The organism is Pseudomonas oryzihabitans (assembly GCF_001518815.1).
Lineage (GTDB): Bacteria > Pseudomonadota > Gammaproteobacteria > Pseudomonadales > Pseudomonadaceae > Chryseomonas > Chryseomonas oryzihabitans_E.
The window spans coordinates 54,080-78,098 of sequence record NZ_CP013987.1; the positions used below are offsets into that span (position 1 = coordinate 54,080).

The 24,019-nt window shown below is 64.9% G+C and carries 22 protein-coding genes; 12 read left to right on the forward strand and 10 right to left on the reverse strand.

Features of this window, described 5'->3' with window-relative positions:
• Positions 1-12: 12 nt before the first annotated feature.
• The 5 genes from prlC (at position 13) to APT59_RS00285 (ending at position 5,208) form a co-directional block, all read left to right on the forward strand.
• On the forward strand, positions 13-2,109 hold the full coding sequence (prlC, locus tag APT59_RS00265; RefSeq protein ID WP_174523118.1) for an oligopeptidase A: 2,097 nt from the start codon (positions 13-15) through the stop codon (positions 2,107-2,109).
• Positions 2,106-2,378, forward strand: a complete 273-nt coding sequence (locus APT59_RS00270; RefSeq protein ID WP_059313024.1) for a YheV family putative zinc ribbon protein — start codon at positions 2,106-2,108, stop codon at positions 2,376-2,378. Before prlC ends, APT59_RS00270 begins: the two co-directional genes overlap by 4 nt.
• A 368-nt stretch (positions 2,379-2,746) precedes the next feature.
• The gene (locus APT59_RS00275; RefSeq protein ID WP_059313025.1) at positions 2,747-3,211 is read left to right on the forward strand and encodes an anti-virulence regulator CigR family protein; all 465 of its coding nucleotides are present in this window, start codon (positions 2,747-2,749) and stop codon (positions 3,209-3,211) included.
• A gap of 282 nt (positions 3,212-3,493) precedes the next feature.
• Complete coding sequence (locus APT59_RS00280; RefSeq protein WP_059313026.1) at positions 3,494-4,660, forward strand: lactonase family protein; 1,167 nt, start codon at positions 3,494-3,496, stop codon at positions 4,658-4,660.
• Between the two features lie 158 nt (positions 4,661-4,818).
• Positions 4,819-5,208: a VOC family protein gene (locus tag APT59_RS00285; RefSeq protein ID WP_059313027.1), complete on the forward strand. Its 390-nt coding sequence runs from the start codon at positions 4,819-4,821 to the stop codon at positions 5,206-5,208.
• 9 nt (positions 5,209-5,217) lie between these two features.
• Here the strand turns inward: APT59_RS00285 and APT59_RS00290 are convergent, their stop codons facing one another.
• Complete coding sequence (locus APT59_RS00290) at positions 5,218-6,204, reverse strand: choline sulfate utilization transcriptional regulator (RefSeq protein WP_059313028.1); 987 nt, start codon at positions 6,202-6,204, stop codon at positions 5,218-5,220.
• 118 nt (positions 6,205-6,322) lie between these two features.
• Between APT59_RS00290 and betC the strand changes: the two genes are divergently transcribed.
• Positions 6,323-7,822, forward strand: coding sequence for a choline-sulfatase (betC, locus tag APT59_RS00295; protein ID WP_059313029.1), 1,500 nt, complete (start codon positions 6,323-6,325; stop codon positions 7,820-7,822).
• 19 nt (positions 7,823-7,841) lie between these two features.
• A complete protein-coding gene (locus tag APT59_RS00300; protein WP_059313030.1) occupies positions 7,842-8,759 on the forward strand; it encodes a choline ABC transporter substrate-binding protein in 918 nt (305 codons plus the stop codon).
• 3 nt (positions 8,760-8,762) lie between these two features.
• On the opposite strand, the gene norR is transcribed toward APT59_RS00300, so the two are convergent.
• The gene (gene norR / locus APT59_RS00305) at positions 8,763-10,301 is read right to left on the reverse strand and encodes a nitric oxide reductase transcriptional regulator NorR (protein WP_059313031.1); all 1,539 of its coding nucleotides are present in this window, start codon (positions 10,299-10,301) and stop codon (positions 8,763-8,765) included.
• Positions 10,302-10,433: 132 nt separating this feature from the next.
• On the opposite strand from norR, the gene hmpA reads away from it, so the two are divergent.
• Entirely contained in the window at positions 10,434-11,603 is a 1,170-nt protein-coding gene (hmpA, locus tag APT59_RS00310; protein WP_059313032.1) for an NO-inducible flavohemoprotein, read from the forward strand.
• An 87-nt stretch (positions 11,604-11,690) separates the two neighbouring features.
• Here hmpA and APT59_RS00315 read toward each other — a convergent pair whose 3' ends face one another.
• Together APT59_RS00315 and APT59_RS00320 are read right to left on the reverse strand one after the other, a co-directional pair.
• Entirely contained in the window at positions 11,691-11,918 is a 228-nt protein-coding gene (locus tag APT59_RS00315) for a DUF1161 domain-containing protein (protein WP_059313033.1), read from the reverse strand.
• 40 nt (positions 11,919-11,958) lie between these two features.
• Positions 11,959-12,174, reverse strand: coding sequence for a dodecin (locus tag APT59_RS00320; RefSeq protein WP_017641514.1), 216 nt, complete (start codon positions 12,172-12,174; stop codon positions 11,959-11,961).
• A 221-nt stretch (positions 12,175-12,395) separates the two neighbouring features.
• Between APT59_RS00320 and APT59_RS00325 the strand changes: the two genes are divergently transcribed.
• Positions 12,396-12,719 (forward strand): DUF883 family protein, encoded by a 324-nt coding sequence (locus APT59_RS00325; RefSeq protein ID WP_059313034.1) that lies wholly within the window; start codon positions 12,396-12,398, stop codon positions 12,717-12,719.
• 39 nt (positions 12,720-12,758) lie between these two features.
• Here the strand turns inward: APT59_RS00325 and APT59_RS00330 are convergent, their stop codons facing one another.
• Positions 12,759-13,655, reverse strand: coding sequence for a LysR family transcriptional regulator (locus tag APT59_RS00330; RefSeq protein ID WP_059313035.1), 897 nt, complete (start codon positions 13,653-13,655; stop codon positions 12,759-12,761).
• Positions 13,656-13,747: 92 nt separating this feature from the next.
• Between APT59_RS00330 and trpB the strand changes: the two genes are divergently transcribed.
• The gene (gene trpB / locus APT59_RS00335) at positions 13,748-14,956 is read left to right on the forward strand and encodes a tryptophan synthase subunit beta (protein ID WP_059313036.1); all 1,209 of its coding nucleotides are present in this window, start codon (positions 13,748-13,750) and stop codon (positions 14,954-14,956) included.
• The gene (trpA, locus tag APT59_RS00340) at positions 14,953-15,759 is read left to right on the forward strand and encodes a tryptophan synthase subunit alpha (protein WP_059313037.1); all 807 of its coding nucleotides are present in this window, start codon (positions 14,953-14,955) and stop codon (positions 15,757-15,759) included. The genes trpB and trpA overlap by 4 nt, the downstream gene beginning before the upstream one ends.
• Positions 15,760-16,489: 730 nt before the next feature.
• On the opposite strand, the gene APT59_RS00345 is transcribed toward trpA, so the two are convergent.
• The 5 genes from APT59_RS00345 to gbcA form a co-directional block, all read right to left on the reverse strand.
• Positions 16,490-16,900: a DUF2141 domain-containing protein gene (locus tag APT59_RS00345; RefSeq protein ID WP_059313038.1), complete on the reverse strand. Its 411-nt coding sequence runs from the start codon at positions 16,898-16,900 to the stop codon at positions 16,490-16,492.
• 10 nt (positions 16,901-16,910) lie between these two features.
• Positions 16,911-17,543, reverse strand: a complete 633-nt coding sequence (locus APT59_RS00350; RefSeq protein ID WP_059313039.1) for an HAD hydrolase-like protein — start codon at positions 17,541-17,543, stop codon at positions 16,911-16,913.
• A gap of 97 nt (positions 17,544-17,640) precedes the next feature.
• Positions 17,641-19,266, reverse strand: coding sequence for a methyl-accepting chemotaxis protein (locus APT59_RS00355; protein WP_059313040.1), 1,626 nt, complete (start codon positions 19,264-19,266; stop codon positions 17,641-17,643).
• Between the two features lie 134 nt (positions 19,267-19,400).
• Positions 19,401-21,026 (reverse strand): methyl-accepting chemotaxis protein, encoded by a 1,626-nt coding sequence (locus APT59_RS00360; protein ID WP_059313041.1) that lies wholly within the window; start codon positions 21,024-21,026, stop codon positions 19,401-19,403.
• A 173-nt stretch (positions 21,027-21,199) separates the two neighbouring features.
• The gene (gbcA, locus tag APT59_RS00365) at positions 21,200-22,492 is read right to left on the reverse strand and encodes a glycine-betaine demethylase subunit GbcA (protein WP_059313042.1); all 1,293 of its coding nucleotides are present in this window, start codon (positions 22,490-22,492) and stop codon (positions 21,200-21,202) included.
• Between the two features lie 330 nt (positions 22,493-22,822).
• Here gbcA and APT59_RS00370 point away from each other — a divergent pair, with 330 nt between their 5' ends.
• A complete protein-coding gene (locus tag APT59_RS00370; RefSeq protein WP_059313043.1) occupies positions 22,823-23,920 on the forward strand; it encodes a hybrid-cluster NAD(P)-dependent oxidoreductase in 1,098 nt (365 codons plus the stop codon).
• Positions 23,921-24,019: the final 99 nt, after the last annotated feature.

The window sequence follows — 24,019 nt, forward strand, 5'->3', positions numbered from 1 at the left end:
AGACCTATTAGGATGGGCTCCATATATAACTGTCAAAGTCATCGCCCCGAGGGGAACGCCGTGAGCGCCAGCAATCCGCTGCTTCAGTCCTACGACCTGCCGCCCTTTTCCGCCATCAAGCCCGAGCATGTCGAGCCGGCCATCGACACCATCCTGGCCGAGAATCGCGCCGCCCTGGTCAAGCTGCTGGAGACCCAGAAGGAGCAGCCCACCTGGTCCGGCCTGGTGCTGGCAATGGACGAGCTGAACGATCGTCTGGGCCAGGCCTGGAGCCCCATCGGCCACCTCAACGCCGTGTGCAACAGCGCCGAACTGCGCGCCGCCTACGAGGCCTGCCTGCCCAAGCTGTCGGCCTATTCCACCGAGATCGGCCAGAACAAGGACCTCTTCCAGGCCTACAGCCGCCTCGCCGAGAGCGAAGAAGCCAAGGGCTTCGATGCCGGCCAGAAGACCACCCTGGAGCACGCCCTGCGCGACTTCCGCCTGTCCGGCATCGACCTGCCGCCGGCCGAGCAGCAGCGCTATGCCGCCATCCAGGCACGCAAGTCCGAGCTGGGCAGCAAGTTCTCCAACCAGCTGCTCGATGCCACCCAGGCCTGGACCAAGCACGTCACCGACGAAGCGACCCTGGCGGGCCTGCCCGAGTCGGCCAAGGCGCAGCTGCAGGCTGCTGCCCAGGCCAAGGAGCTGGACGGCTGGCTGGTGACCCTGGAATTCCCCAGCTACTACGCGGTAATGACCTACGCCGACGACCGTGCCCTGCGCGAGGAAGTCTATGCCGCCTATGCCACCCGCGCCTCCGAACAGGGCCCCAATGCCGGCCAGTTCGACAACGGCCCGGTGATGGAGGAACTGCTGGACCTGCGCCAGGAACTGGCGCGCCTGCTGGGCTATGCCAACTACGCCGAGCTGTCGCTGGCCACCAAGATGGCCGAAAGCAGCGATCAGGTGCTGGGTTTCCTGCGCGACCTCGCCGTGCGCTCCAAGCCCTTCGCCCAGCGTGATCTGGAAGAACTGCGTGCCTTCGCCGCCGAACAGGGCGTAGAGGATCTGCAGAGCTGGGATACCGGCTACTTCGCCGAGAAGCTGCGCCAGCAACGCTATTCGCTATCCCAGGAAGAGGTCCGCGCCTGGTTCCCGGTGGACAAGGTACTCTCCGGTCTCTTCGCCACGGTGCAGAAGCTCTATGGCATCGAGATCGCCGAGTTGCGCGACTTCGAGAAGTGGCACCCGGACGTGCGTCTGTTCGAGATCAAGGAGAACGGCAACTCCATCGGCCGCTTCTATTTCGACCTCTACGCCCGTGCCAACAAGCGCGGCGGTGCCTGGATGGACGGCGCCCGCGACAAGCGCCGCGATGCCCAGGGCCGCCTGATCGATCCGGTGGCCTACCTGGTGTGCAACTTCACCCCGGCCAGCCCGGGCAAGCCGGCGCTGCTCACCCATGACGAGGTGACCACCCTCTTCCACGAATTCGGCCATGGCCTGCACCACCTGTTGACCCGCGTCGAGCATGCCAGCGTTTCCGGCATCAACGGCGTGGCCTGGGATGCAGTGGAGCTGCCCAGCCAGTTCATGGAGAACTGGTGCTGGGAGCCCGAGGGCCTGGCGCTGATCTCCGGTCACTATGAGACCGGCGAGCCCTTGCCCCAGGAGCTGCTGGACAAGATGCTGGCGGCGAAGAACTTCCAGTCCGGCCTGATGATGCTGCGCCAGCTGGAGTTCTCGCTGTTCGACTTCGAGCTGCACGCCAGCCATGGCGACGGTCGCAGCGTGCGTGAGGTGCTGGAAGGCATCCGCGACGAGATCTCCGTGGTGCGTCCGCCGGCCTACAACCGCTTCCCCAACAGCTTCGCCCACATCTTCGCCGGTGGCTATGCGGCGGGTTACTACAGCTACAAGTGGGCCGAGGTGCTCTCCGCCGATGCCTTCGCCAAGTTCGAGGAAGAAGGCGTCTTCAACCCGGAGACCGGCCGGGCCTTCCGTGAAGCCATTCTGGCCCGCGGCGGCTCCCAGGCTCCCATGGTGTTGTTCGTCGACTTCCGTGGTCGCGAGCCCAGCATCGATGCCCTGCTCCGCCATTCCGGGCTGAGCGAGGAGGCGGCGTGAGCGAGCCGATCCGCAAGAGGTTCATCGCGGGGGCCGTGTGCCCCGCGTGCCAGGCGCAGGACACCCTGAAGATGTGGACCCAGGACAGCACGCCCCACCGCGAGTGCGTCTCCTGCGGTTACAGCGACACCCTCGATGAACGTGGCAATTCGGTCCCCAAGGAATTGCCGACGCGGGTCAATATCAGTGCGCTCAAGCCGAAGAAGCCAGACCCCAAGGTGCAGGCGGTGCAGTTCTTTCCCAATCCCAAGCTGAAGAAGCCGGACTAGGGCAAAGCGCTACCCAGGAAACCGCGCGTGGTGATCAACCAGGCGCGGTTTTTTTGTTTAAGCTGGGTAAAACGAGCTGCTTCGGGGCTGCGAGCAATACCAAAACAGTTGGCAGTCCAGGGGGGGTCTCAAGCTTTATCCACAAAAACTGGATTCGATAGCCAGTCGATCATCTTTTTAACTTGTTGATAATAAAGAACTTTTATCTAGTCTTCTGCCGGTCTTCGGTATTTTCTCCTGAGTTATACCGATTTTATCCCCGATTTATCCACAGGGGTGAAAGTCTGGGAGTGACCCAAGAGTCTCATCTGGCGCTCAAACGTCCACTGGATAGCTGACCACCGTCGTTACTCCTGAGGAAGACCTCCATGCGTACCCTCCTCTCTGCCGCCGCGCTCTGTCTGGTCGGTAACCTGGCGCTGGCCGCTCCCCTGGATCCGGGGCCTGGTGGTCCCAAGGGCCAGGGTCCGCACGGACCCGAGTGGCAGGACCGCGGTGGTCCCCACGGCAAGGGACCGAGACCTGAAGAGCACAGGCACGGTCGGCCTGGTGCCGGCCCCGTGGCGGGCGGACCCGCCGACCTGGGACCGGCACGCGAGCGCATCCAGGCGTTGCGGGGCCAGATCGGTCGTGGCGGTGAGTTGCCACCGGGTCTGCGACTGGAACGTGGCCGACCACTGCCTCCCGGTTATGGCCGGCCGCTGCCGCCGGGCATCGTGCGGCAGTTGCCGGACTACCCCGGTTACGAATGGCGGCGCCTGGGGACCGACATGGTGCTGATCGCCGTAGGGAGCGGAATCGTCTATGCCATCCTGCAGGGCGTGCTCGACTAGGACCTGCACCGGGCCGGTGAGATTTTCGTCGCGGACGAGATGCGACGGCCTGGCCCGGTCAACGACCACCAGAGGCTCTGGCACGCCGTCTCTGGCTGACCGCCGCGGTTGTAGCCGTCACGCGGGCGGCGGCAATCGATATCTGGAGCCCTCCCTCTGGCACAGTGCCAGCCCGGATTTCAGTAGAATAGCCGCCGCGCGGCCGTCCTTCGCTTTCGAGCGCCAGGGAAACCGGGCCGCCTTCCATCGGTCTCAACGCCAATCGCTCGCCAAGGATTTCCCATGAGAGCTCTGCCCCGTCTGCTGCCGCTGGCTCTGTTCGCCCTGCTCGTGGGGCATGGCGCTACTGCGCGCGCCGAACCTGGTCTGTTCAATCTGCTGGTCGGCAGCTACACCGGGGGCAGCAGCCAGGGCCTGTATGTCTATCGCTTCAACAGCCGCAACGGCCAGATCGACGGCCCGCTGCGCATCGTCAAGGCCTCCAATCCATCCTTCCTCACCCTGTCGCGTGATGGCCGGACCCTGTTCGCGGTCAACGAGAATGGCCGGGGCTCGAACGGCGATACCATCGGCCGGGTTACCTCCTATCGTTTCGAGCCGGGCAATGGCCGGTTGCAGCAGATCAGCCAGGTCAAGAGCCTGGGCGACGAGCCGACCCATTCCAGCCTGAGCAACGATGGCAAGTACCTGTTCGTGGCCAACTACTCCAGCCTGCCGGAAGGCTCCCTGGCGGTGCTGCCGATCCAGGACGGTGGCGTGCTCAGCCCGGTGGCGCAGATCGAATTCCACCAGCCCAGCGAACAGCACCCGCGCCAGCAGTCCAGCCATGTGCATGCCGCCGTGACTACCCCGGATGGCCGCTTCGTCTTCGCCCCGGATCTGGGCGCCGACAAGGTGTTCGTCTATCGCTATCTGCCGCAGCAGCCGGAGCGGCCACTGGTGGCCGCCGAGACACCGTTCGTCCCGGTACCGGAAGGCAGCGGCCCACGCCATCTGGTGTTCAGCGCCGATGGCCGCTATGCCTATCTGACCCTGGAGTTGGCCGGCCAGGTCATGGCCTTCGCTCACCAGGACGGCATGCTGCGCCAGTTGCAGAGCTACAGCCTGACGCCCCAGGAATTCGTTGGCGAGCGTGACGCTGGGGCCTTGCACCTGTCCGGCGACGGACGCTTCCTCTACGTCGCCAGCCGTGGCACGGACAACCAGCTTGCGGTGTTCGCGGTCAATCCCGACGGCACCCTGACCTTTGTCGAGCGCCATTCGGTCAATGGCCTGTCGCCGCGCGAATTCGCCATCGACCCGTCCGGGAGGTACCTGCTGGTAGCCAACCAGAAATCCAACCAGCTCAAGGTCTTCGCCCGCGATCCCGACAGCGGCAAGCTCGGCGATGAACTGCAGAGCCTGGACGTCGGTGCCCCGTCCGACCTCAAATTCGTCGCGGTACCCTGAGAAGCTGTTCACGATCTGCTGCGCGTCGGCCAACCTGCGTTAAAAACGCCCTGGATCGCCAGCCCGGTCGCAATGCACATTTACCGTCCGTAAACTGCGCTTTCTCAGGAATTTTCGCCTTGTTTGGCTCTAGCTCGCGAGATCGTGAACAGCTTCTTATGACCCCTTTCGACCGTCTGCACCACGTGGCGCTGATCTGCGCCGACTATGAACGCTCCCGGCACTTCTACACCGAGATCCTCGGCCTGCCGGTGATCGCCGAGACCTATCGCGAGGCCCGGCGCTCCTGGAAGCTGGATCTGGCGGTGGGCGAGCATGCCCAGCTGGAGCTGTTTTCCTTTCCCGATGCTCCGCCGCGACCCTCGCGCCCGGAGGCCCAGGGCCTGCGCCACCTGGCTTTCGCCGTGGCCGACCTGGACGCCACCGTCGCCCACCTGCAGGGCCATGGCGTGGTCACCGAGCCGATCCGCACCGACGAGCTGACCGGCAAGAGATTCACCTTCTTCGCCGACCCGGACGATCTGCCGCTGGAAGTCTACGAGCGCTGAGTGCTGCGGTCAGGTCGCCAGCCGCGCACCGGCCAGTGACTCGCGTGGCGCCTCCAGCTCTTCCAGCAGCCAGTCCAGAAAGCGCTGTACCAGTCGCTGGCGCCGCTTGCGCTCGGGCAGGATGGCGTAATAGCCATAGCGCGACGTGGCGATCCCGCTGAAGGGACGACAGAGCAACTCCTGCTGCAGCAAGTCGTCCACCAGATGACGCCAGCCGATCGCCAGGCCCTGGCCGGCGATGGCGGCCTGGATCACCAGGGTGTAGTTGTCGAAGCTCAGCACCGCGCCGGCGGGTGCCGGGGGCAGGGCGGCCAGCTCCAGCGCCGGCAGCAGGGTCTTCCAGTCGTACCAGCGGCTGTTGGGCGCCGCCTTGAGGTGCAGCAGCGGCCAGCGCCCCAGTTCCGCCGCGGGTAGAGGTGGCTGCCGCCCCTGGAGCAGCCGCGGACTGCACACCGGAAAGACTTCCTCGCGAAACAGCGGCCAGGCCTCGCCATGCTTGAAGCGGCCATCGCCGAAGCCCAGGGTGATGTCGATCTCGGGGCCGGGCAGGGGGACTCGATCGCTGGTGACCAGGCTGACGTCCAGCTCCGGGTGGCGGGCATGAAAGCGCGGCAGGCGGGGCAACAGCCAATAGGCGGCGAAGGCGAAGTCGGTAGCCACCTGCAGGACTTCATGGGCGGGCCGGGCGGTGACCAGGCGTACCCCTTCATCCAGGGTGGCGAGTCCGGCTTCCACATATTCCTGCAGCACCCGCCCGGCCTCGGTGAGCAGGATGCCACGATGGACCCGGTCGAACAGCCGGACCTGCAACTGGGCTTCCAGTCGCTTGATCTGCTGGCTGATCGCCGGCTGGGTGGTACCCAGTTCGCTGGCCGCCGCGGTAAAGCTCAGGCGGCGCGCCACCACCTCGAAGGTGCGCAGGCTGTCCAGCGCCAGGGCAGGGCGGTCGGCAGGCGTAGTGGCGTCCAAGGTGAAATCCCCGCGATGATCAGACATAAGCCCAGCTTATCCGAAACATCATCTCCTATGCCCTTCACGTGATTTTCCTGGCATCGGATGATGGACCACCCATAAGCAACCCTGATCCGAAGCGGAGGCGATCTTGTCCAAGCCGATGAACATCCTCTTTCTCATGGCCGACCAGATGGCGGCACCCGTCCTGCCGCTGTACGACGCCGCCTCGCCGATCAAGCTGCCAAATCTGCAACGCCTGGCCGAGCGCGCCGTGGTGTTCGATTCCGCCTACTGCAACAGCCCGCTGTGCGCGCCCTCGCGCTTCACCCTGGTGAGCGGCCAGCTGCCGTCGAAGATCGGCGGCTACGACAACGCCGCCGACTTCGCCGCCGATATCCCCACCTATGCCCACCACCTGCGCCGCCTCGGCTATCGCACGGCGCTCTCGGGCAAGATGCACTTCTGCGGACCGGATCAGCTGCACGGCTACGAAGAGCGCCTGACCAGCGACATCTATCCCGCCGACTATGGCTGGGCGGTGAACTGGGACGAAGCGGACGTGCGCCCGAGCTGGTACCACAACATGTCCTCGGTGCTGCAGGCCGGGCCCTGCGTGCGCACCAACCAGCTGGATTTCGACGAGGAGGTGGTCTTCAAGGCGCGCCAGTATCTCTACGATCACGTGCGCCGTGGCGACGACAAGCCGTTCTGCCTGACCGTGTCCCTGACCCACCCCCACGATCCCTACACCATTCCACGGGAATACTGGGACCTGTACAACGACGTCGACATCCCCCTGCCGGACAGCGCCATTCCCCAGGCCGAGCAGGACCCCCACAGCCAGCGCCTGCTCAAGGTGATCGATCTCTGGGACAAGCCGCTGCCCGAGGCCAAGATCCGTGACGCCCGCCAGGCCTACTATGGCGCCTGCAGCTATGTCGACGCCCAGGTCGGCCACCTGCTCAAGACCCTGGAGGAGTGCGGTCTCGCCGACGATACGGTGATCGTCTTCTCCGGCGATCACGGCGACATGCTCGGCGAGCGCGGGCTCTGGTACAAGATGCACTGGTTCGAGATGGCTGCGCGGGTACCGCTGCTGATCCATGCGCCCGGACGTTTCGCCCCGGCGCGGGTGCAGGCGTCGGTCTCGACGATGGATCTGCTGCCGACCTTCGTCGAGCTGGCCGGCGGCCAGTTGCCGGCCGAGCTGCCGCTGGACGGGCGCTCGCTGCTGCCGCACCTCGAAGGACGGGAAGGGCATGACGAGGTCATCGGCGAATACCTGGCCGAGGGCACCGTCAGCCCGCTGCTGATGATCCGCCGCGGCCCCTACAAGTACATCCACTGCGAACTGGACCCGCCGCTGCTGTTCGATCTGCAGAACGATCCGCTGGAGCGCGAGAACCTGGCCGCCAGCGCCGATTACGCCGAGCTGCTCGCCAGCTTCCAGGACGAGGTCCGCCAGCGCTGGGATCTGGAGCGCCTGCACGGCGAGGTACTGGCCAGCCAGCGGCGGCGGCGCTTCGTCGCGACGGCCCTGGAGCAGGGCGAGCGGACCAGCTGGGATCACCAGCCCTTCGTCGATGCCAGCCAGCAATACATGCGCAATCACATCGATCTCGACGACCTGGAGCGTCGCGCGCGCTACCCTCAACCCTGAACCGCTATGGAGAACGGCCATGAAACACGGAATCATCGCTACGTTCACGCTGGCCCTGGTCAGCCTGTCGGCCCAGGCCGAGGATCAGGCCTGCGGAACGGTTCGCCTGGCCGATCCGGGCTGGAGTGACATCGCCGCCACCAATGCCCTCACCGGGGCGGTGCTGACGGCGCTGGGCTACACCAGCAAGGTCGATACCCTGGCGGTGCCGATCATCTACGGTGGCATGCGCAACGGGCAGGTGGACGCCTTCCTCGGCAACTGGATGCCGGCACAGCAGGCGCACTATGACCAGTTCGTGAAGACCGGCCAGGTGACCGAGCTGGCGCAGAACCTGGTCGGTACCGAATTCACCCTGGCCGTGCCCACCTATGTCTGGGAGGGCGGAGTGAAGAGCTTCGACGATCTGGCCAAGCATGCCGACAAGTTCGGCAAGAAGATCTACGGCATCGGGGCCGGTGCGCCGGCCAACCAGTCGTTGCAGAAGATCATCCAGGACAACGAATTCGGCCTGGGCAGCTGGCAGCTGGTGGAGTCCAGCGAACAGGCCATGCTGTCCCAGGTAGGGCGCGCGGTGAAGCGTGACAAGTGGGTGGTCTTTCTCGGCTGGACCCCGCACCCCATGAACGTCGACTACCCGATCAAGTACCTGACCGGGGGTGACAAGTACTTTGGTACCGCCGGTACGGTGAACACCCTGACACGCAAGGGCTACGCCGAGCAGTGCCCCAATCCGGCCCGACTGCTGACCAACATGAAATTCACCCTGGACATGGAAAACGCCATCATGAGCGCCGCACGGGACAAGGGCGGCAGCTATGACACCGCCGCCAAGGCCTGGCTCAAGGCGCATCCCCAGGTGCTGGAGCCCTGGCTGCAGGGGGTCACCACCCGCGACGGCCAGCCCGGCCTGCCAGCGGTGCAGAAAGCCCTCTGAGGACTACCTGAGACCGAGCCGGCGCGCCAGGCGGGCGAGGTTGGCGCGGTCCAGCCCCAGGGCCGCGGCGGCCAGGGTCCAGTTCTGGCCATGCTGCTCCAGGGTCTGGGTGATGGTCTGGCGCTGGAAGGCGTCGGTGGCGTCGCGCAGAGAGGTGGCGGGGACCACGGGATCGTCACTGGGCAGAGGCGCGGCATCCAGCGGCAGGCCGAGTTGCTCGCCGTCCAGGGTCAGAATGCCGCCACGCTCCGCGCTGCCGGCATGGGCCTTGAGCGCCGCGCGACTGATGAGGTGAGAGAGCTCGCGCACATTACCGGGCCAATCGTAGGCCAGCAGGATGCGCTGCGCCGCGGGGGTCAGGCGCAGGCCGCGCAGCCCCAGTCGCGCGCGATTCTGTTCCAGGTAGAAGCCCGCCAACAGCAGGACGTCGCGCCCGCGCTCGCGCAAGGCGGGTACCGCCAGGGGGTAGACGCTCAGGCGGTGATAGAGATCGGCACGAAAGCGCCCGTCACGCACGGCTTCGGCCAGGTCGCGATTGGTGGCGGCGATGATGCGTACGTCCACCTTGAGATCGCGATCCGAGCCCAGGCGCTGCAGCTGGCCGCTCTGCAGCACCCGTAGCAGCTTGGCCTGCACCGTCAGGGGCAATTCGCCGACCTCGTCGAGAAACAGGGTACCGCCGTCGGCCAGTTCGAAACGCCCGCGGCGCTCGCTGACCGCGCCGGAAAAGGCGCCGCGCACATGGCCGAAGAGTTCGCTTTCTACCAGCGCCTCGGGCAGAGCCGCGCAGTTGAGGCTGATCAGCGGCCGCTGCTGGCGCAGGGAGCGCGCATGCACCGCCTCGGCCACCAGTTCCTTGCCAACCCCGGTTTCGCCGGTGATGAGCACCGTCAGGTCGCTGGCCGCCACGGTCTCGATCTCCTGGCGCAGCCGCAGGCTGGCCGGACTCTGGCCGATGAGTTCGCGGGGCCGCTGATGCCCCACCGATTGCTGGTAGGCCACGGTTAACTCGTGCTCGCTGACGATGCGGGCGGACAACTGGCCGATGCGCTCGGCGGCGGCCACGGTGGCGGCGGCCAGGCCGGCGAAGGCGGCGAGGGTAGTGAGATCCTCGGGGCGGGCATTCTGCGCCCGCAGCGAATCCAGGGTCAGCAGTCCCCAGAGCTGGTCCTGCACATAGAGTGGACAGCCCAGGCAGTCATGAACCTCCAGGTGCCCGTGCACGCCTTCCACCAGGCCGTCGTAGGGATCGGGCAGGTCGCAGTCGGCGGCGAAGCGGGTTGGGGTGCGGCTCGCCAGCAGCAGCGCCAGGCGGGGATGCTCGCCGACCTTGAAGCGGCGTCCCAGGGTATCGGCATTCAGGCCACGCACCGCCAGGGGCACCAGCACCTCGCCGTCCAGGCGCAGCAAGGCCACCGCATCGAAAGTCAGCACCTGGCGCAGGGCGTCGAGCAGACTGGCATAGCGCTGCTGATCGGGCAGATCGCGGGCCAGATCCGCCACCAGCGGCACCATCACATCGAGCAGGGTGGGACGAGTCAATTTGACCTCGGCGAGTCATGGGGACCTGGTCATTATGACCGCTCGACTGGGCAAAGGCCTGATCTAGCGCAGGTTTTAAGCTGGCACGACTCGTGATACGGCCAGGGCAGTCCTGTTTTGGAGAACCCTGCCATGCTGTCATCCGAGCAACAAGCCATCATCAAGGCCACCGTTCCTCTGCTGGAAACCGGCGGTGAAGCCCTGACCCGGCACTTCTACGACAAATTGCTGAACAACAACCCCGAGATCCGTCCGCTGTTCAACGGTGCCCACCAGGCCAGCGGTGCCCAGGCGCGGGCATTGGCCCGGGCAGTGCTGATGTACGCTCGCTACATCGATCGCCTGGATACCCTGGGACCGCTGGTCGAGCAGATCGTCAACAAGCACGTCTCCCTGCAGGTCCAGCCGGATCACTATCCGCTGGTGGGCATCGCCCTGCTGCAGAGCATTCGCGAGGTGCTGGGCACCGAGGTGGCCACCGATGCGGTGATCGACGCCTGGGCCGCAGCCTATGGACAGTTGGCCAATCTGCTGATCGGCGCCGAAGAACAGCGCTATGCGGCCCAGGCCGACGCGCCTGGAGGCTGGCGCGGCGGACGCCCGTTCCGCATCGCGCGGATCGAGCCGGAAAGCGAAGAGATCAGCTCCTTCTACCTGGAACCGGTCGACGGCCTGCCGACCAGCATCGCCCAGCCCGGCCAATACCTGGGCCTGAGCGTCACCCTGGACGGCGTCGAGTACCGGCGCAACTATTCGATCTCGGCGACCAGTGAGGGTCAGGGCTATCGCATTAGCGTCAAGCATCAGCCGGGTGGCCTGGTCTCGCGCTTCCTGCACACCGAGGCCCATGAAGGCACCATGTTGCAGGTCTTTGCGCCTGCTGGCGAGTTCGTCCTGCAGGCGTCGACCAAGCCTCTGCTGCTGATCGCCGGGGGCGTCGGCATCACGCCACTGCTGCCCATGGTGTCGGCGGCCCTGCCGAGCGGGCGACCAATCCAGCTGATTCACTGTACCCGCCATGTCGGGGTGCAGGCCTTCGGTCACTGGCTCGAAGAGCAGGCCGCTCATCATCCGCAACTGCAGCTGTACTTCTGCTACAGCGAGCCGGTAGCCGAGGAAGCCTTCGCTTCGCGACTGGACAAGACGCGCCTGCAGCGCTGGCTGCCCAAGGCCCGCGACCTGGACGCCTATGTACTTGGCCCACAGCCGTTCATGGCCCAGGTACGCCGTGACCTGCTGGAACTGGGCGTACCGGAGCAGCAGATTCGCCACGAGTTCTTCGGACCCGCGGCGGAACTCTGAAAATGAAACGCCTGCGGTCAATTGGCCGCGGGCGTTTTGCCAAGTGCTCAAGGATGCCACCCAATGGCGGCACCTTTTAGTCAGGGTTTAGCGACGCTGGTAGACGATTTCCTTGCTACCACCTTCGCAACTGCCCACCACCTTGGCGGAAGCGCTGGCGCTGCCCTTGTCCACCACCTCAAGACTGTAGTGCGCCACCTGCTTGGCCTGCAGCTTGGCATCGATATCGGCCTTGACCGTGTCGCACGAGGTGCCAGCGGCGAAGGCACCGCCGCTCAGGGCCAACAAACCGAGGGTGATCACGACTTTACGCATCTTGCCTGTCCTTTTGCTCGGGGAGGAAAGGGGTATCAGCTCAGCTCGCTTCGATACGGAAGCCGATCTTCAGGGTGACCTGGTAGTGGGCTACCTTGGCATCCTGGATATGGCCACGGATCTCGCCCACTTCGAACCACTCGAGGTTCTTCACGGACTTGGAGGTCTCGGCGAGAGCGTTGTTGATCGCATCCTCGACGCTAGTAGTGGAGGAGCCAACGATTTCCAGCTTCTTGTAGGTGTGATGATCGGACATGAACAGTCTCCTGGGTCAGCAATGACGGGCGTTGCAGCCGGTGGCCGGCTACCGGTTGACCGGTGTCGCGGTCGACTCGCCGGGAAGGGTGCCGCTGTCATTTGAGGCTGCGAAAAGCCCTGATAAGTTCACTGCCCAGGTGCCAGCCCAGGGCTTTATGCTGCACTTTCCAACGGCTCGGTAGTCACATTTCCTGAATCCGTCCACCTCAGGAGGTTGTCATGGCCCGTAACACCGATTACCAAGCGTCCATCGCCGGCATCGAGAACGAAATCAACAGCCTGCTCGACTCGCTGGCATCGTTGAAGAAGAATGCCGCTCGCGAATCCCGCAGCGGTCTGAACACCTTCAAGAGCACCGCTCGCGAAGCCCTGCATCACTCGGGTGATTCGCTGGAAGAGGTCTATGACGACGTGCGCCGCCTGACCCGCCAGTATGGCCGGGCCGCTGGTGGTGTTGCCCGCGAACATCCCTGGGCCACCGTTGGCATTGCCGCCGGCGTGACCATTCTGGTCGGCTGGGCGCTGCTGCGCGGCGACAACTGATCGCCTGCCAAAGGCATCCCGGCCGGGATGCCTTTGGCCTCAGGACCCGGCCAGCTCCTGTCTGAGCCAAGCCGCCAACTGTTCCACCCGCTCATCCGCCAACCGGCCAGGCGCCCACAACGCCAATTCCGCACCGGTCCCGGCGAAACCCCAGGGCGCGACCAGTCGCCCCGCCTTGAGATCCGCCGCCACCAGTGGCTCCGGCGCGATCGCTACCCCCAGTCCCGACAACGCCGCCTCCAGCAGGTAATAGAGGTGCTCGAAGCCCTGCCCGTATTCCAGCGCCGGTGTTTCCAGGCCCTGGGTGGCGAACCACTGTGGCCAGGCCTGGGGCCGCGACAGGGTGTGCAGCAGCCGCTCCGCCAATAGCGCCGAGAGGTCGCCTTCCTTGAGTCTCAGATAGGCCGGGCAGTAGGGGCTCAGTACCGGACCGATGCGCTCAGGCGCCAGGTGGTAGGGCATGACGTCCTGTGGTGGTGCGCTTTCAGTGAACAGCAGGCTGGCGTCTAGGCCGGCGGCGGCGAGGGGGGTGTCGTCGGTACGGGTCGACAGGTGCAAATGCAACTCCGGCAGATCCCTATTGAGCCGATCCAGCCGTGGAATGAACCAGCGCGCCACCAGACTGCCGGGGCAACCCAGCACGAAGGGCCCCTGGCGATTGCCGGCCTTGAGTTCGGCGCAGACCTCGCGCAGCCGCTCGAAGACATCGCCACTCACCTCGCGCAATCTCAGCCCGGCCTCGGTCAGCGCCAGGCCGCGGCCCTCGCGACGGAACAAGGCCACGCCCAGCTGTTCCTCCAGCGCACGTATTTGCCGGCTCACAGCACCATGGGTCACATGCAGCTCGTCACCGGCACGACTCATTCCGCCCAGGCGGGCAGTGGCCTCGAAGGCGCGCAGGGCATTCAGGGGTGGTAAGTCGCGGGGATCGCTCATCTGTGAGGTTTCCTGACAGGTCATCGCGATCTTATCGATTTATCGCCAGCACTCAAGCAGGTAAGGTAGATCCATCTTCGCAGGAGAATCCCATGACCCAGACCGCTTATCGCCAGGGCCCCGACGCTCAAGGCATGTTCGGCCAGTTCGGTGGCCGCTATGTCGCCGAAACCCTGATGCCGCTGATCCTCGATCTGCAGCGCGAATACGAGACCGCCATGGAAGATCCGGCGTTTCTCGAGCAGCTGGCCTATTTCCAGCGCGACTACGTCGGTCGGCCCAATCCGCTGTACTTCGCCGAGCGCCTGACCGAGCACTTCGGCGGCGCCAAGATCTATCTCAAGCGCGAAGAGCTGAACCACACCGGCGCGCACAAGATCAACAACTGCATTGGCCAGATCCTGCTGGCCAAGCGCATGGGCAAGACCCGCATCATCGCCGAGACTGGTGCCGGCATGCACGGAGTGGCTACCGCTACCGTCGCCGCGCGCTTCGGCCTGCCCTGCGTCATCTACATGGGCAGCACCGACATCGACCGCCAGCAGGCCAACGTCTTCCGCATGAAGCTGCTGGGTGCCGAGGTGATTCCGGTCACGTCCGGTACCGGCACCCTCAAGGACGCCATGAACGAGGCCCTGCGCGACTGGGTGACCAACGTTGCCGACACCTTCTACCTGATCGGCACCGTGGCCGGTCCGCACCCCTATCCGGCCATGGTCCGCGATTTCCAGGCGGTGATCGGTCGCGAGACCCGCGCGCAGATCCTGGAGAAGGAAGGACGCCTGCCCGACAGCCTGATCGCCTGCGTCGGCGGCGGCTCCAATGCCATGGGCCTGTTCCACGAATTTCTCGATGACACCGACGTCGCCATCGTCGGCGTCGAGGCCGGCGGGCACGGCGTGGACACCAACAAGCATGCCTCCAGCCTCAACGGCGGGGTGCCCGGGGTACTGCACGGCAACCGCACCTTCCTGCTGCAGGACGACGATGGCCAGATCATCGACGCCCACTCTATTTCCGCTGGCCTGGACTATCCCGGCATCGGCCCGGAGCACGCCCACCTGCACGACGTGAAGCGCGTGGAATACGTGCCGATCAACGATGACGAGGCACTCAAGGCCTTCCACCAGACCTGCCGCCTGGAAGGCATCATCCCGGCGCTGGAAACGGCTCACGCCCTGGCCGAGGCCTACAAGCGCGCTCCGCACCTGCCCAAGGACCACCTCATGGTGATCTGCCTCTCGGGCCGCGGCGACAAGGACATGCAGACCGTGATGAGCCACCTGGGAGACAAGCTATGAGCCGCCTGGAAACCCGTTTCGCCGCGCTGAAGGCCGAGGGCCGCGCGGCCCTGGTCACCTACACCACCGCAGGCGACCCGGACTATGACACTGCCCTGGCGATCCTCAAGGGCCTGCCGGCGGCCGGTGCCGACGTCATCGAGCTGGGCATGCCCTTCACCGATCCCATGGCCGACGGTCCGGCCATCCAGGCTGCTGCCCTGCGTGCCCTGCAGGGTGGCCAGAACCTGGCCAAGACCTTGGAGATGGTGCGGGACTTCCGCCGCGAAGAGCGGGAGACGCCACTGGTGCTGATGGGCTACTACAACCCCATTCACCGCTATGGCGTGGAGCGCTTCCTGGCGGAAGCCGCCGAGGCTGGCGTGGATGGCCTGATCGTGGTCGACCTGCCGCCCGAGCATGACGCCGAGCTGGCCCTGCCCGCCCAGGCCGCCGGCATCGACTTCATTCGCCTGACCACGCCGACCACCGATGACGCCCGCCTGCCGCGAGTACTCAATACCAGTTCCGGTTTCGTCTACTACGTTTCCGTCGCCGGCGTGACCGGGGCCGGTTCGGCTACCACGGAGCATGTCGAGGCTGCCGTGGCACGTCTGCGGCGCTTTACCGACCTGCCCCTGGCGGTCGGCTTTGGTATCCGTACCCCGGAACAGGCCCGAGTGATCGCTCGGATCGCCGATGGCGTAGTGGTGGGCTCGGCTTTCGTCGATCAGATCGCCAAGGCCGAATCCTCCGGTGCCGCCATCGATGGCGTGCTCGGGCTCTGCAAGCAGCTGTCGGATAGCGTGCGCACTGCGCGTTGAGCATGCACCTGCGCTTCAAAAAGACCGCTTAGGCGGTCTTTTTTTATGCTTGAACGACCCTGGGCCTGTGCATAACTCTGTGGGCAGTCTGTTCGCTCTAGACGCAAAGGCCCGTACCAGAAGGCCTGCAGCAGAGTTTGCCTTGTTGATCGAATTCGGTACGCGGTGATCAGATCAGTCAACCCGCGTACGAAAGCGTCCTTTGCCGTCATTGCCTGACAGGTAAAGGCTGTGGATAAGCCTTGGGCAAGTTGTCAGCAACTCAAGGGACGGAAGCCAGGCTAAAATCGATCAAAAAATAGCCAATATGGAACGACTCGGAGGAAGAGCGGAGTGACGCCGCTATTGCCCGGTTTCCCACATCTACTGTGTGCGTGCCTGTGGAAAAGATGTGGGACTCACCCTGTAGGCCAGGGTTGGCAAGGCTTGCAGAGGATTGTACAAAAAATGATCAATTCATTTTTGGGGGTTTTCCACAACCCACAATAGAGCTGCATAGGCCTGTGGATAGGTTGTTCGTTCTGTCCTGAAGGCCATGACTGACGCGGCTTGCAGAGAATTGATCAAATAATGACCAGTTTCCTGCGATATTCTCAAGTCAAGGGATTTCTTGCGTAGGCCCAGAGAGTTATCCACTCTTGTTCAGCGCGTAGCTTAGCCGTCGCCGCTAAATGACCTGTGGGTAAGTCTGTTGATTTTCTGTTTGGAAGCCTGTGCATGAAGCCACTCGCTAGCGCAGCGTCACCTGTTGCTGCAGGCCAGCCGCTGGCAGGGTAAAGGCACATTCCTCGAAGGTGGCCATGCGCATGCGTAGCGGCGGATTGTTGCTGTAGCCGTATTGTTCGGTGGGCATGCCGATGAAATTGGTATCCAGCGTGCTGTTGCTGTTGCTGTCGTGGATGACCGATACGGCATAGCGCCCGGGTGGCAGCTCGAAGCGCTGTTCCTGGACACCTGGCTGGGCGGCGATATGGGCCTGGGCCACGGGTGTCTTGTGTTCCTTCCAGGCGTCTTCGCTGGCGAACACCGCCAGCAGCAGCTGGCCTCCCGAGGCATCGACCGTCTCCACTCGCACCTGCAGTTCGGCGGCGTGCAGCACACCGCTCAGACAGAGACCAGCGACCAGCAACAGAGACTTCATGGGCATTCCTTCAGCAGGGAGAGGACGTCAGCCGGAGCAGCTCGGCTGGCTGTTCGAAAAAGAGATCGGGGCGCTGCGCTCGTAGGGTGGTCGGGCAACCATAGCCCCAGGCCACTGCAGCACAGCCCAGACCCGCGCGGCGCGCGGCCTGGAGATCGCGTAGCTCGTCGCCCACATAGAGCGCATCGGCCGGCGCGACGCCCTGCCGGCGGATCAGGCGCGCCAGGCGCCGCGCCTTGCCCAGCAGGGGAATATCGAATTCGCCATCGGGGAACAGATGTCCGGCCTGGGGCAGTACCTGGTGGACCGCGGCGGCGGAATTGGAAGTCGCTAGCCCCAGCTGCAGTCCGCTGGTCTGCAACTGGTCGAGTGCCTGGGGGATCTCGGCGAAGGGAGCGACCTGGTCGCCCCGCTGGGCCAGCAGGCGGCGATAGTGACGGGCGATCCGCGGTACGCGCCACAGCGGGATGCCCAGGCTGTCGAGCAGGCCGGTCAGGGAGGCGGCGCGCAGCTGCGGCCACTCCTCCGGCGCCGGCTGGCGAAAGCCATGGGTTCGCGCCAGCTCGCCGAGGCAGCTCAGCAGAAAGGGCAGGCTGTCCGCCAGGGTGCCGTCGAAGTCGAAGATGACGTAGCGGTAGCTCATGCGAGAGGGGCGCGGTGGGCGAAGGCGCCAGCGTAGCGGGCGCCTTTCTGTTTTGCCACCGCGACCGCGTTCGGCAGGAGCGTCCCTGCCGGCCAGGTCACACGCGGAAGCGGCGGATCTGGCCGTTGAGTTCCACCGCCAGTTCGGAGAGCTGCTGGCTGGCGGCGCGGGTCTGTTCGGCGCCGGCGGCGGTCTGCACCGACAGATCGCGGATGCGCACCAGATTGCGGTCCACCTCGCGGGCCACCTGGGCCTGCTCTTCGGCCGCGCTGGCGATCACCAGGTTGCGCTCGTCGATGCCCGACACCGACTGGGCGATGGCGGCCAGGGCGGCGTTGGCCGACTGCGCCTGCTCGCGGGTCTGGCGCGCCTGGTCGGCGCTGGTCAGCAGCGCATCGACGGTCTGGCCGGTGCCCTGCTGGATGCTGCCGATCATGCCTTCGATCTCGCGGGTGGACTCGCCGGTGCGATGGGCCAGGGCGCGGACCTCGTCGGCGACCACGGCGAACCCCCGACCGGCGTCACCGGCACGGGCGGCTTCGATGGCGGCGTTGAGCGCCAGCAGGTTGGTCTGTTCGGCGACCGCGCGGATGACGTCCAGCACCTGGCTGATGTTGCGGGTCTGTTCGGCCAGCTGGCGGGCCTGTTCGCTAGCGCCCAGTACGTTTTCGGTGAGTACCTCGATGGCGCCCAGGGTATCGCCCAGCTGACGCTGGCCCTGACGTGCGGTATCGGCGGCCTGGCGCGATTCGGAAGAGGTGGAGGTGGCATTGCCGGCCACCTCGTCCACCGCCTGGCTCATCTCGGTGACGGCGGTGGCCGCCATCTCGATCTCGCTGTTCTGCTGCTGCAGGCCATGGGCGCTCTCCTGCATGACCGCGGTCATTTCCTCGGCGGCCGAGGCCAGCTGAGTAGCGGAATGGCCCAGGTGACCCAGGGTATCGCGTAGGTTGGCCTGCATCTGCTGCATGGCCTGCAGCAACTGGGCGGCCTCGTCGTGACCACGGGTGTCCAGGGTCTGGGTCAGGTCGCCGCTGGCGATGGTCCGGGCGGCGGCGACGGCTTCGGCGATGGGCCGGGTCATGCTCAGGGTCAGGCGCCAGGCCAGCAGCACGGTCAGGCTCAGGGCCAGGGCGATGACCATCCAGGTGATGGAGGTGGCCTGGGTGTAGGTGTCGCTGGAGTTCTGGGAGGCGGCCTTGATGTCTTCCTGGTTGATCTTGCGCAGGGCTTCGGTGCGCTCGTTCATCTGCGCACCGAGCTGGGCCATGCTGGTCTGGATCAGGCTACGGGCATCGTCGAGCTTGCCGGCATTGATGAGATCGGCGAGTTGGCCCGTGTAACGGCTGTAGTCGCGCTGGATCTGGCGCAGGGCGTCGAAGGCCTGGCGCTCACGATCAGCGCTGATGAGTTTTTCATAGCGACCGAAACCGGCTTCGATGTCGGCGTTGATGCCATCGATCTTCTTGCGCGTGGCGGCGACGGTGGCGGCATCCGGAATCGCCAGCAGGCGTAGCACCTCGACCCGGGTCCGGGCGAGTTGCAGGGCCAGGTTATCGGCTTCGACGATGCTGGGAACGTTGTTGGTCTCGATTACCTGACCCTGGGTACGGATCTGCGACAGTTGCAGCAGCCCGAACAGGCCCAGACTGGCCACGAGGATGGCCAGGAGGCCGAAACACAGCACACTGCGGATGGCGATGGAGAAGGAACGAAAGGTCACGGCGGCAGCCCCGGTGAAGATTGAGGCCCCTTGTAACGGCTAGGACCGCCGTGACTTGATGGTCATTCGTCTTAAATCGGATCTAGGCACCGACACGGCGTCCGGGCTGACCATTCGCCATGTTCGATCTGCTACTAGAACTGGAAGCGCTGCACCTGGCCGCTGAGGGTATCCGCCAGTGCCGCCATCTGCTGGCTGGCACTGTAGGTCTGCTCGGCGCCGGCGGCAGTCTGCACCGAGAGGTCGCGGATGCGTACCAGGTTGCGATCCACTTCACGGGCCACCTGGGCCTGCTGCTCGGCAGCGCTGGCGATCAGCAGGTTGCGTTCGTCGATGCCGGATACCGCACCTGCGATGGCAGCGAGGCCGGCATTGGCCGCCTGGGCCTGTTCCCGGGTCAGGCGTGCCTGATCGGCACTGCTCAGCAGCGCATCGACGGTCTGGCCAGTGCCCTGCTGGATACTGCCGATCATCTTCTCGATCTCGCTGGTCGAGTCCCCGGTGCGCTTGGCCAGGGCCCGTACCTCGTCGGCCACCACGGCGAAGCCGCGGCCCGCCTCACCGGCTCGGGCGGCTTCGATGGCGGCGTTGAGCGCCAGCAGATTGGTCTGCTCGGCCACCGCACGGATCACGTCCAGTACCTGACTGATGTCGCGAGTCTGGCTTTCCAGCTCACGGGCCTGGGCACTGGCGCCAAGGACCTGGTCGGTGAGGGCTTCGATGGCTCCGAGGGTCTCATCCAGCTGGCGCTGGCCCTGGGCCGCCGTCTGGGCGGCCTGGCGCGACGCGGTGGAGGTCGAGCCGGCATTGCCGGCGACCTCTTCGACCGCCTGGCTCATCTCGGTGACGGCGGTGGCTGCTAGCTCGATCTCGCTGTTCTGCTGGCGTAAGCCGTGGGCGCCTTCCTGAGTCACCGCGGTCATCTCCTCGGCGGCCGAAGCCAGCTGAGTGGCCGAATCGCCAATGTGCGCGAGGGTCTCGCGCAACTGGGTCTGCATCTGCTGCATGGCCTGCAGCAGCTGAGCCGCCTCGTCCCTACCACGGCTATCCAGCGCCTGGGTCAGATCACCCGCGGCGATGGTACGGGCTGCCGCCACTGCCTGGGCGATGGGGCGGGCGACGCTACGTGTCAGACGCCAGGCGAGCAACCCGGTGAGGCTCAGAGCTAGCAGGATCGCCAGCCCGGTCACGCCGTTTGAGCGCTCATAGGCGGTATCGGCCTCGGTACTGGCAAGATGGATATCCTGCTGAACCGCGTTGCGCAGCGTCTCGATGCTGGCATTCATCCGGATACCCAGCTGTGCCATGCTCTGCTGGACTACCTGGCGCGCCTCGGCCATCTGGCCGGCACTGGCCAGGTCGGCCAATTGCCGCACACCGTGCATGTATTCCCGGTGCACCTGGCGCAGATCGTCCAGTGCCTGCCGGCTCTGTGGCGATAGCGCGCCTTGCTGATAGCGCCCGAAGGCGGCCTGGACGTCGGTACTCAGGCCGTCCAGCTTCTTGCGGGTGTTGGCCAGGGTTTCGGCATCGGGCATGGCCAGCAGACGCAGGGTTTCGATGCGGGTTCGCGCCAGCAGCAGTCCCAAATCATTAGCAGCGACGAGCGTGGGAATATGGCGCTGTTCTACCTGGTGCCCCAACTGGCGGATTTGCGCCAACTGGAACCAGCCGAACAAGCCGAGGGCGGCGACAAGTGTCGCAAGAATGCCAAAACAGAGCAGATTGCGAGTAGCGATGGACAGCGAGCGAAGAGTCATGATGAGCCTGTGGAGAGGGTACAAAATGTGACCAGGCTCACAACTTTATGTGATGTTTTAGAATAAAGGCGTGGAAAAAGGGTGCGTCAAAAAACCGCATTGCCATAAAGACAGATTATTGAAATGCCCATGGAGCCCTTGCGGCTCCATGGGTGATGAAAAACCTACCGTCTTCAGTCGCCGCTGACCTGGCGCAGATGGCCGGCTGGCGCCTCTTCGCCGAGGTTGTTGAGCAGGCGCTCGCTGTACCAGTCGATGAAGTTGATCACGCCGAATTCGTAAGTCTTTGAGTAGGGACCCGGCTGGTAGGCCTTGGAGTTGATACCGCGCTGGTTTTCCTCGGCCAGGCGACGATCCTGGTCGTTGGTGGCATCCCAGACCTTGCGCAGGTTGACCGGATCGTAGTCGACGCCTTCCACGGCATCCTTGTGTACCAGCCACTTGGTGGTCACCACGGTCTCGGTCGGACCCAGCGGCCAGACGGTGAAGACAATCATGTGATCGCCCATGCAGTGGTTCCAGGAGTGCGGCAGGTGCAGGATGCGCATGGAACCCAGGTCCGGGTCCTTGATGCGACCCATGAGTTTCTTGCAGCCGGGCTTGCCGTCCAGGGTCATGGACACGGTACCGGCGAGCAGCGGCATGCGCACGATGCGGTTGCGCAGGCCGAAGCTGGCGTGGGCATAGGGGATGTTGTCGGCGTCCCAGCGACTGGTGCAGGCGGCGACCTGGTCCTTGAACGCCTGGGAGGCACGCGGATCGGTGACGTCGTCCCATTCCAGCAGGGTGTTCAGCAATTCGGGGTGGGAACCGCTGCAGTGATAGCACTCGCGGTTGTTTTCCAGCACCAGCTTCCAGTTGGCCTGCTCGACCAGGTCGGTGCGTACCGCGACCTTGGCGTTCTCCATGTCGTACGGCTCCATGTAGTGCTCGAGCGTACGCAGGAAGTCGTCGATGGCCGGCGGTTCATCGGCCAGGGAGATGAAGATGTAGCCGCCAGCGGTCTTGACGTGGATCGGCTTGAGGTTGAAGTCGGCCATGTTGAAGTCGGCGCCCATCTCGGTGCCGGCGAACAGCAGGCGGCCGTCCAGCTCGTAGGTCCACTGGTGGTAGGGGCAGACCAGCTTGGCGACCTTGCCCTTGTCGCTCACGCAGAGGCGCGAGCCGCGGTGACGGCAGACGTTGTGGAAGGCGTGGATCTTGCCCTCGGCGCCACGGATCACCAGGATGGGGTTGTCGCCCAGCTGCAGGGTGATGAAGTTGCCCTTGGTGGGGATCTCGCAGGTCATGCCGGCGATCAGCCACTCCTTGCCGAAGATCTCCTGCATGTCGATCTGGAACAGGCGCTCGTCGTTGTAGAAGGGCTGGGGCAGGGAATAGGTGCGCTCGCGGGTGCGCAGCATCTCGGCCGTGGCCTTGCGGGCCGGATCGAGAGGGTCGCCCAAACTCAAGGTGCTGACGTCCATCGTACATCCTCGTGGCCACCGCGATGGGTGGCGAAAGTGGTTGGTCACGGTACTGCAAGGCTTTTACGGCCGACGGGGCGGGAGCGCCGAATGATCCCAGACTTCGCCCGTCGCGCGCTGTTCAGGTTCGGCTTGGGGCGGAGTGTGGGGCCGGAGCCGGGAGAGGGCCTTGCTCATGGGCGACATGGCCGACGCTGTTCACGACGCCCCAGCCCTTGCCGTTGCTGGGCCGGTCGCCATCGGCATGTGGATGTCGCGATTGGGAAAGTGGCGGTCGTGGGGCCCTCACAGAATCGCCGCCAATAGCCCCAGTGGCAGTCGAGGTGCGCCATGAACACTTTCATCAACCCTGTTACCACCCAGACCTGGACCAATGGCCGCCATCCCGTGCGCTGCGTCAAGGTAATCCAGGAAACCTGGGACGTGCGCACCTTCTGCTTCACGGCCGAAATTCCGCTGATGTACTTCTTCAAGCCGGGCCAGTTCGTGACCCTGGAACTGGAGATCGATGGCAAGCAGGTGATGCGTTCCTACACCATCTCCAGTTCGCCTTCGGTGCCCTACAGCTTCTCCATTACCGTCAAGCGCGTGCCGGGCGGCCTGGTGTCCAACTGGCTGCACGACAACCTCAAGGTCGGTGAGAACCTGGCCGTGCATGGCCCGGTCGGCCTGTTCAACGCCATCGACTACCCGGCCGACAAGGTGCTCTACCTCTCCGGCGGCGTGGGTATCACCCCGGTGATGTCCATGGCGCGCTGGTTCTACGACACCAACGCCAGCGTCGATATGGTCTTCGTGCACAGCGCCCGTACCCCGCGCGACATCATCTATCAGGGCGAGCTGGAGCACATGGCTGCCCGGATCGACAACTTCGCCCTGAACCTGGTGTGCGAGCGCACCGAGCATGGCGAATCCTGGGCCGGCTTCCGTGGCTACTTCGATCGCCGCATGCTGGAGCTGATGGCACCGGACTTCCGCGAGCGCGAGATCTTCTGCTGCGGCCCCACGCCCTACATGAACGCCGTCAAGGCCATGCTCCGCGAGCTGGACTTCGACATGACCCGCTACCACGAGGAATCCTTCGGCGCGACGCCGCCGGAAGCCAAGGTCGAGGCCGCCGAACAGGCCGAAGCCGCCGCCGACCTGCCGCCGATTCCCCTGGAAGCCCAGTGCCTGATCTCGTTCACCGAGAGCGACAAGAGCATCAACATCGGCCCCGGCGAGACCATCCACGGCGCCGCCGCCAAGCTTGGCCTGCACATTCCCAAGGCCTGCGGCATGGGCATCTGCGGGACCTGCAAGGTGCTCAAGAAGAGCGGCGAGGTGGTCATGGACCACAATGGTGGCATCACCGAGGAAGATGAAGCCGAAGGCTACATCCTGTCCTGCTGCAGCATTCCGAAGGGGGATGTGCAGATCGAGTTCTGAGGGCAAGGGTAGGTTGGGCTGAGACAGCTTCATTGTCGAAGCCCAACAAGGCAGGGTGCCGTGGTGGTGTTGGGCTTCGCTGCGCTCAGCCCAACCTAC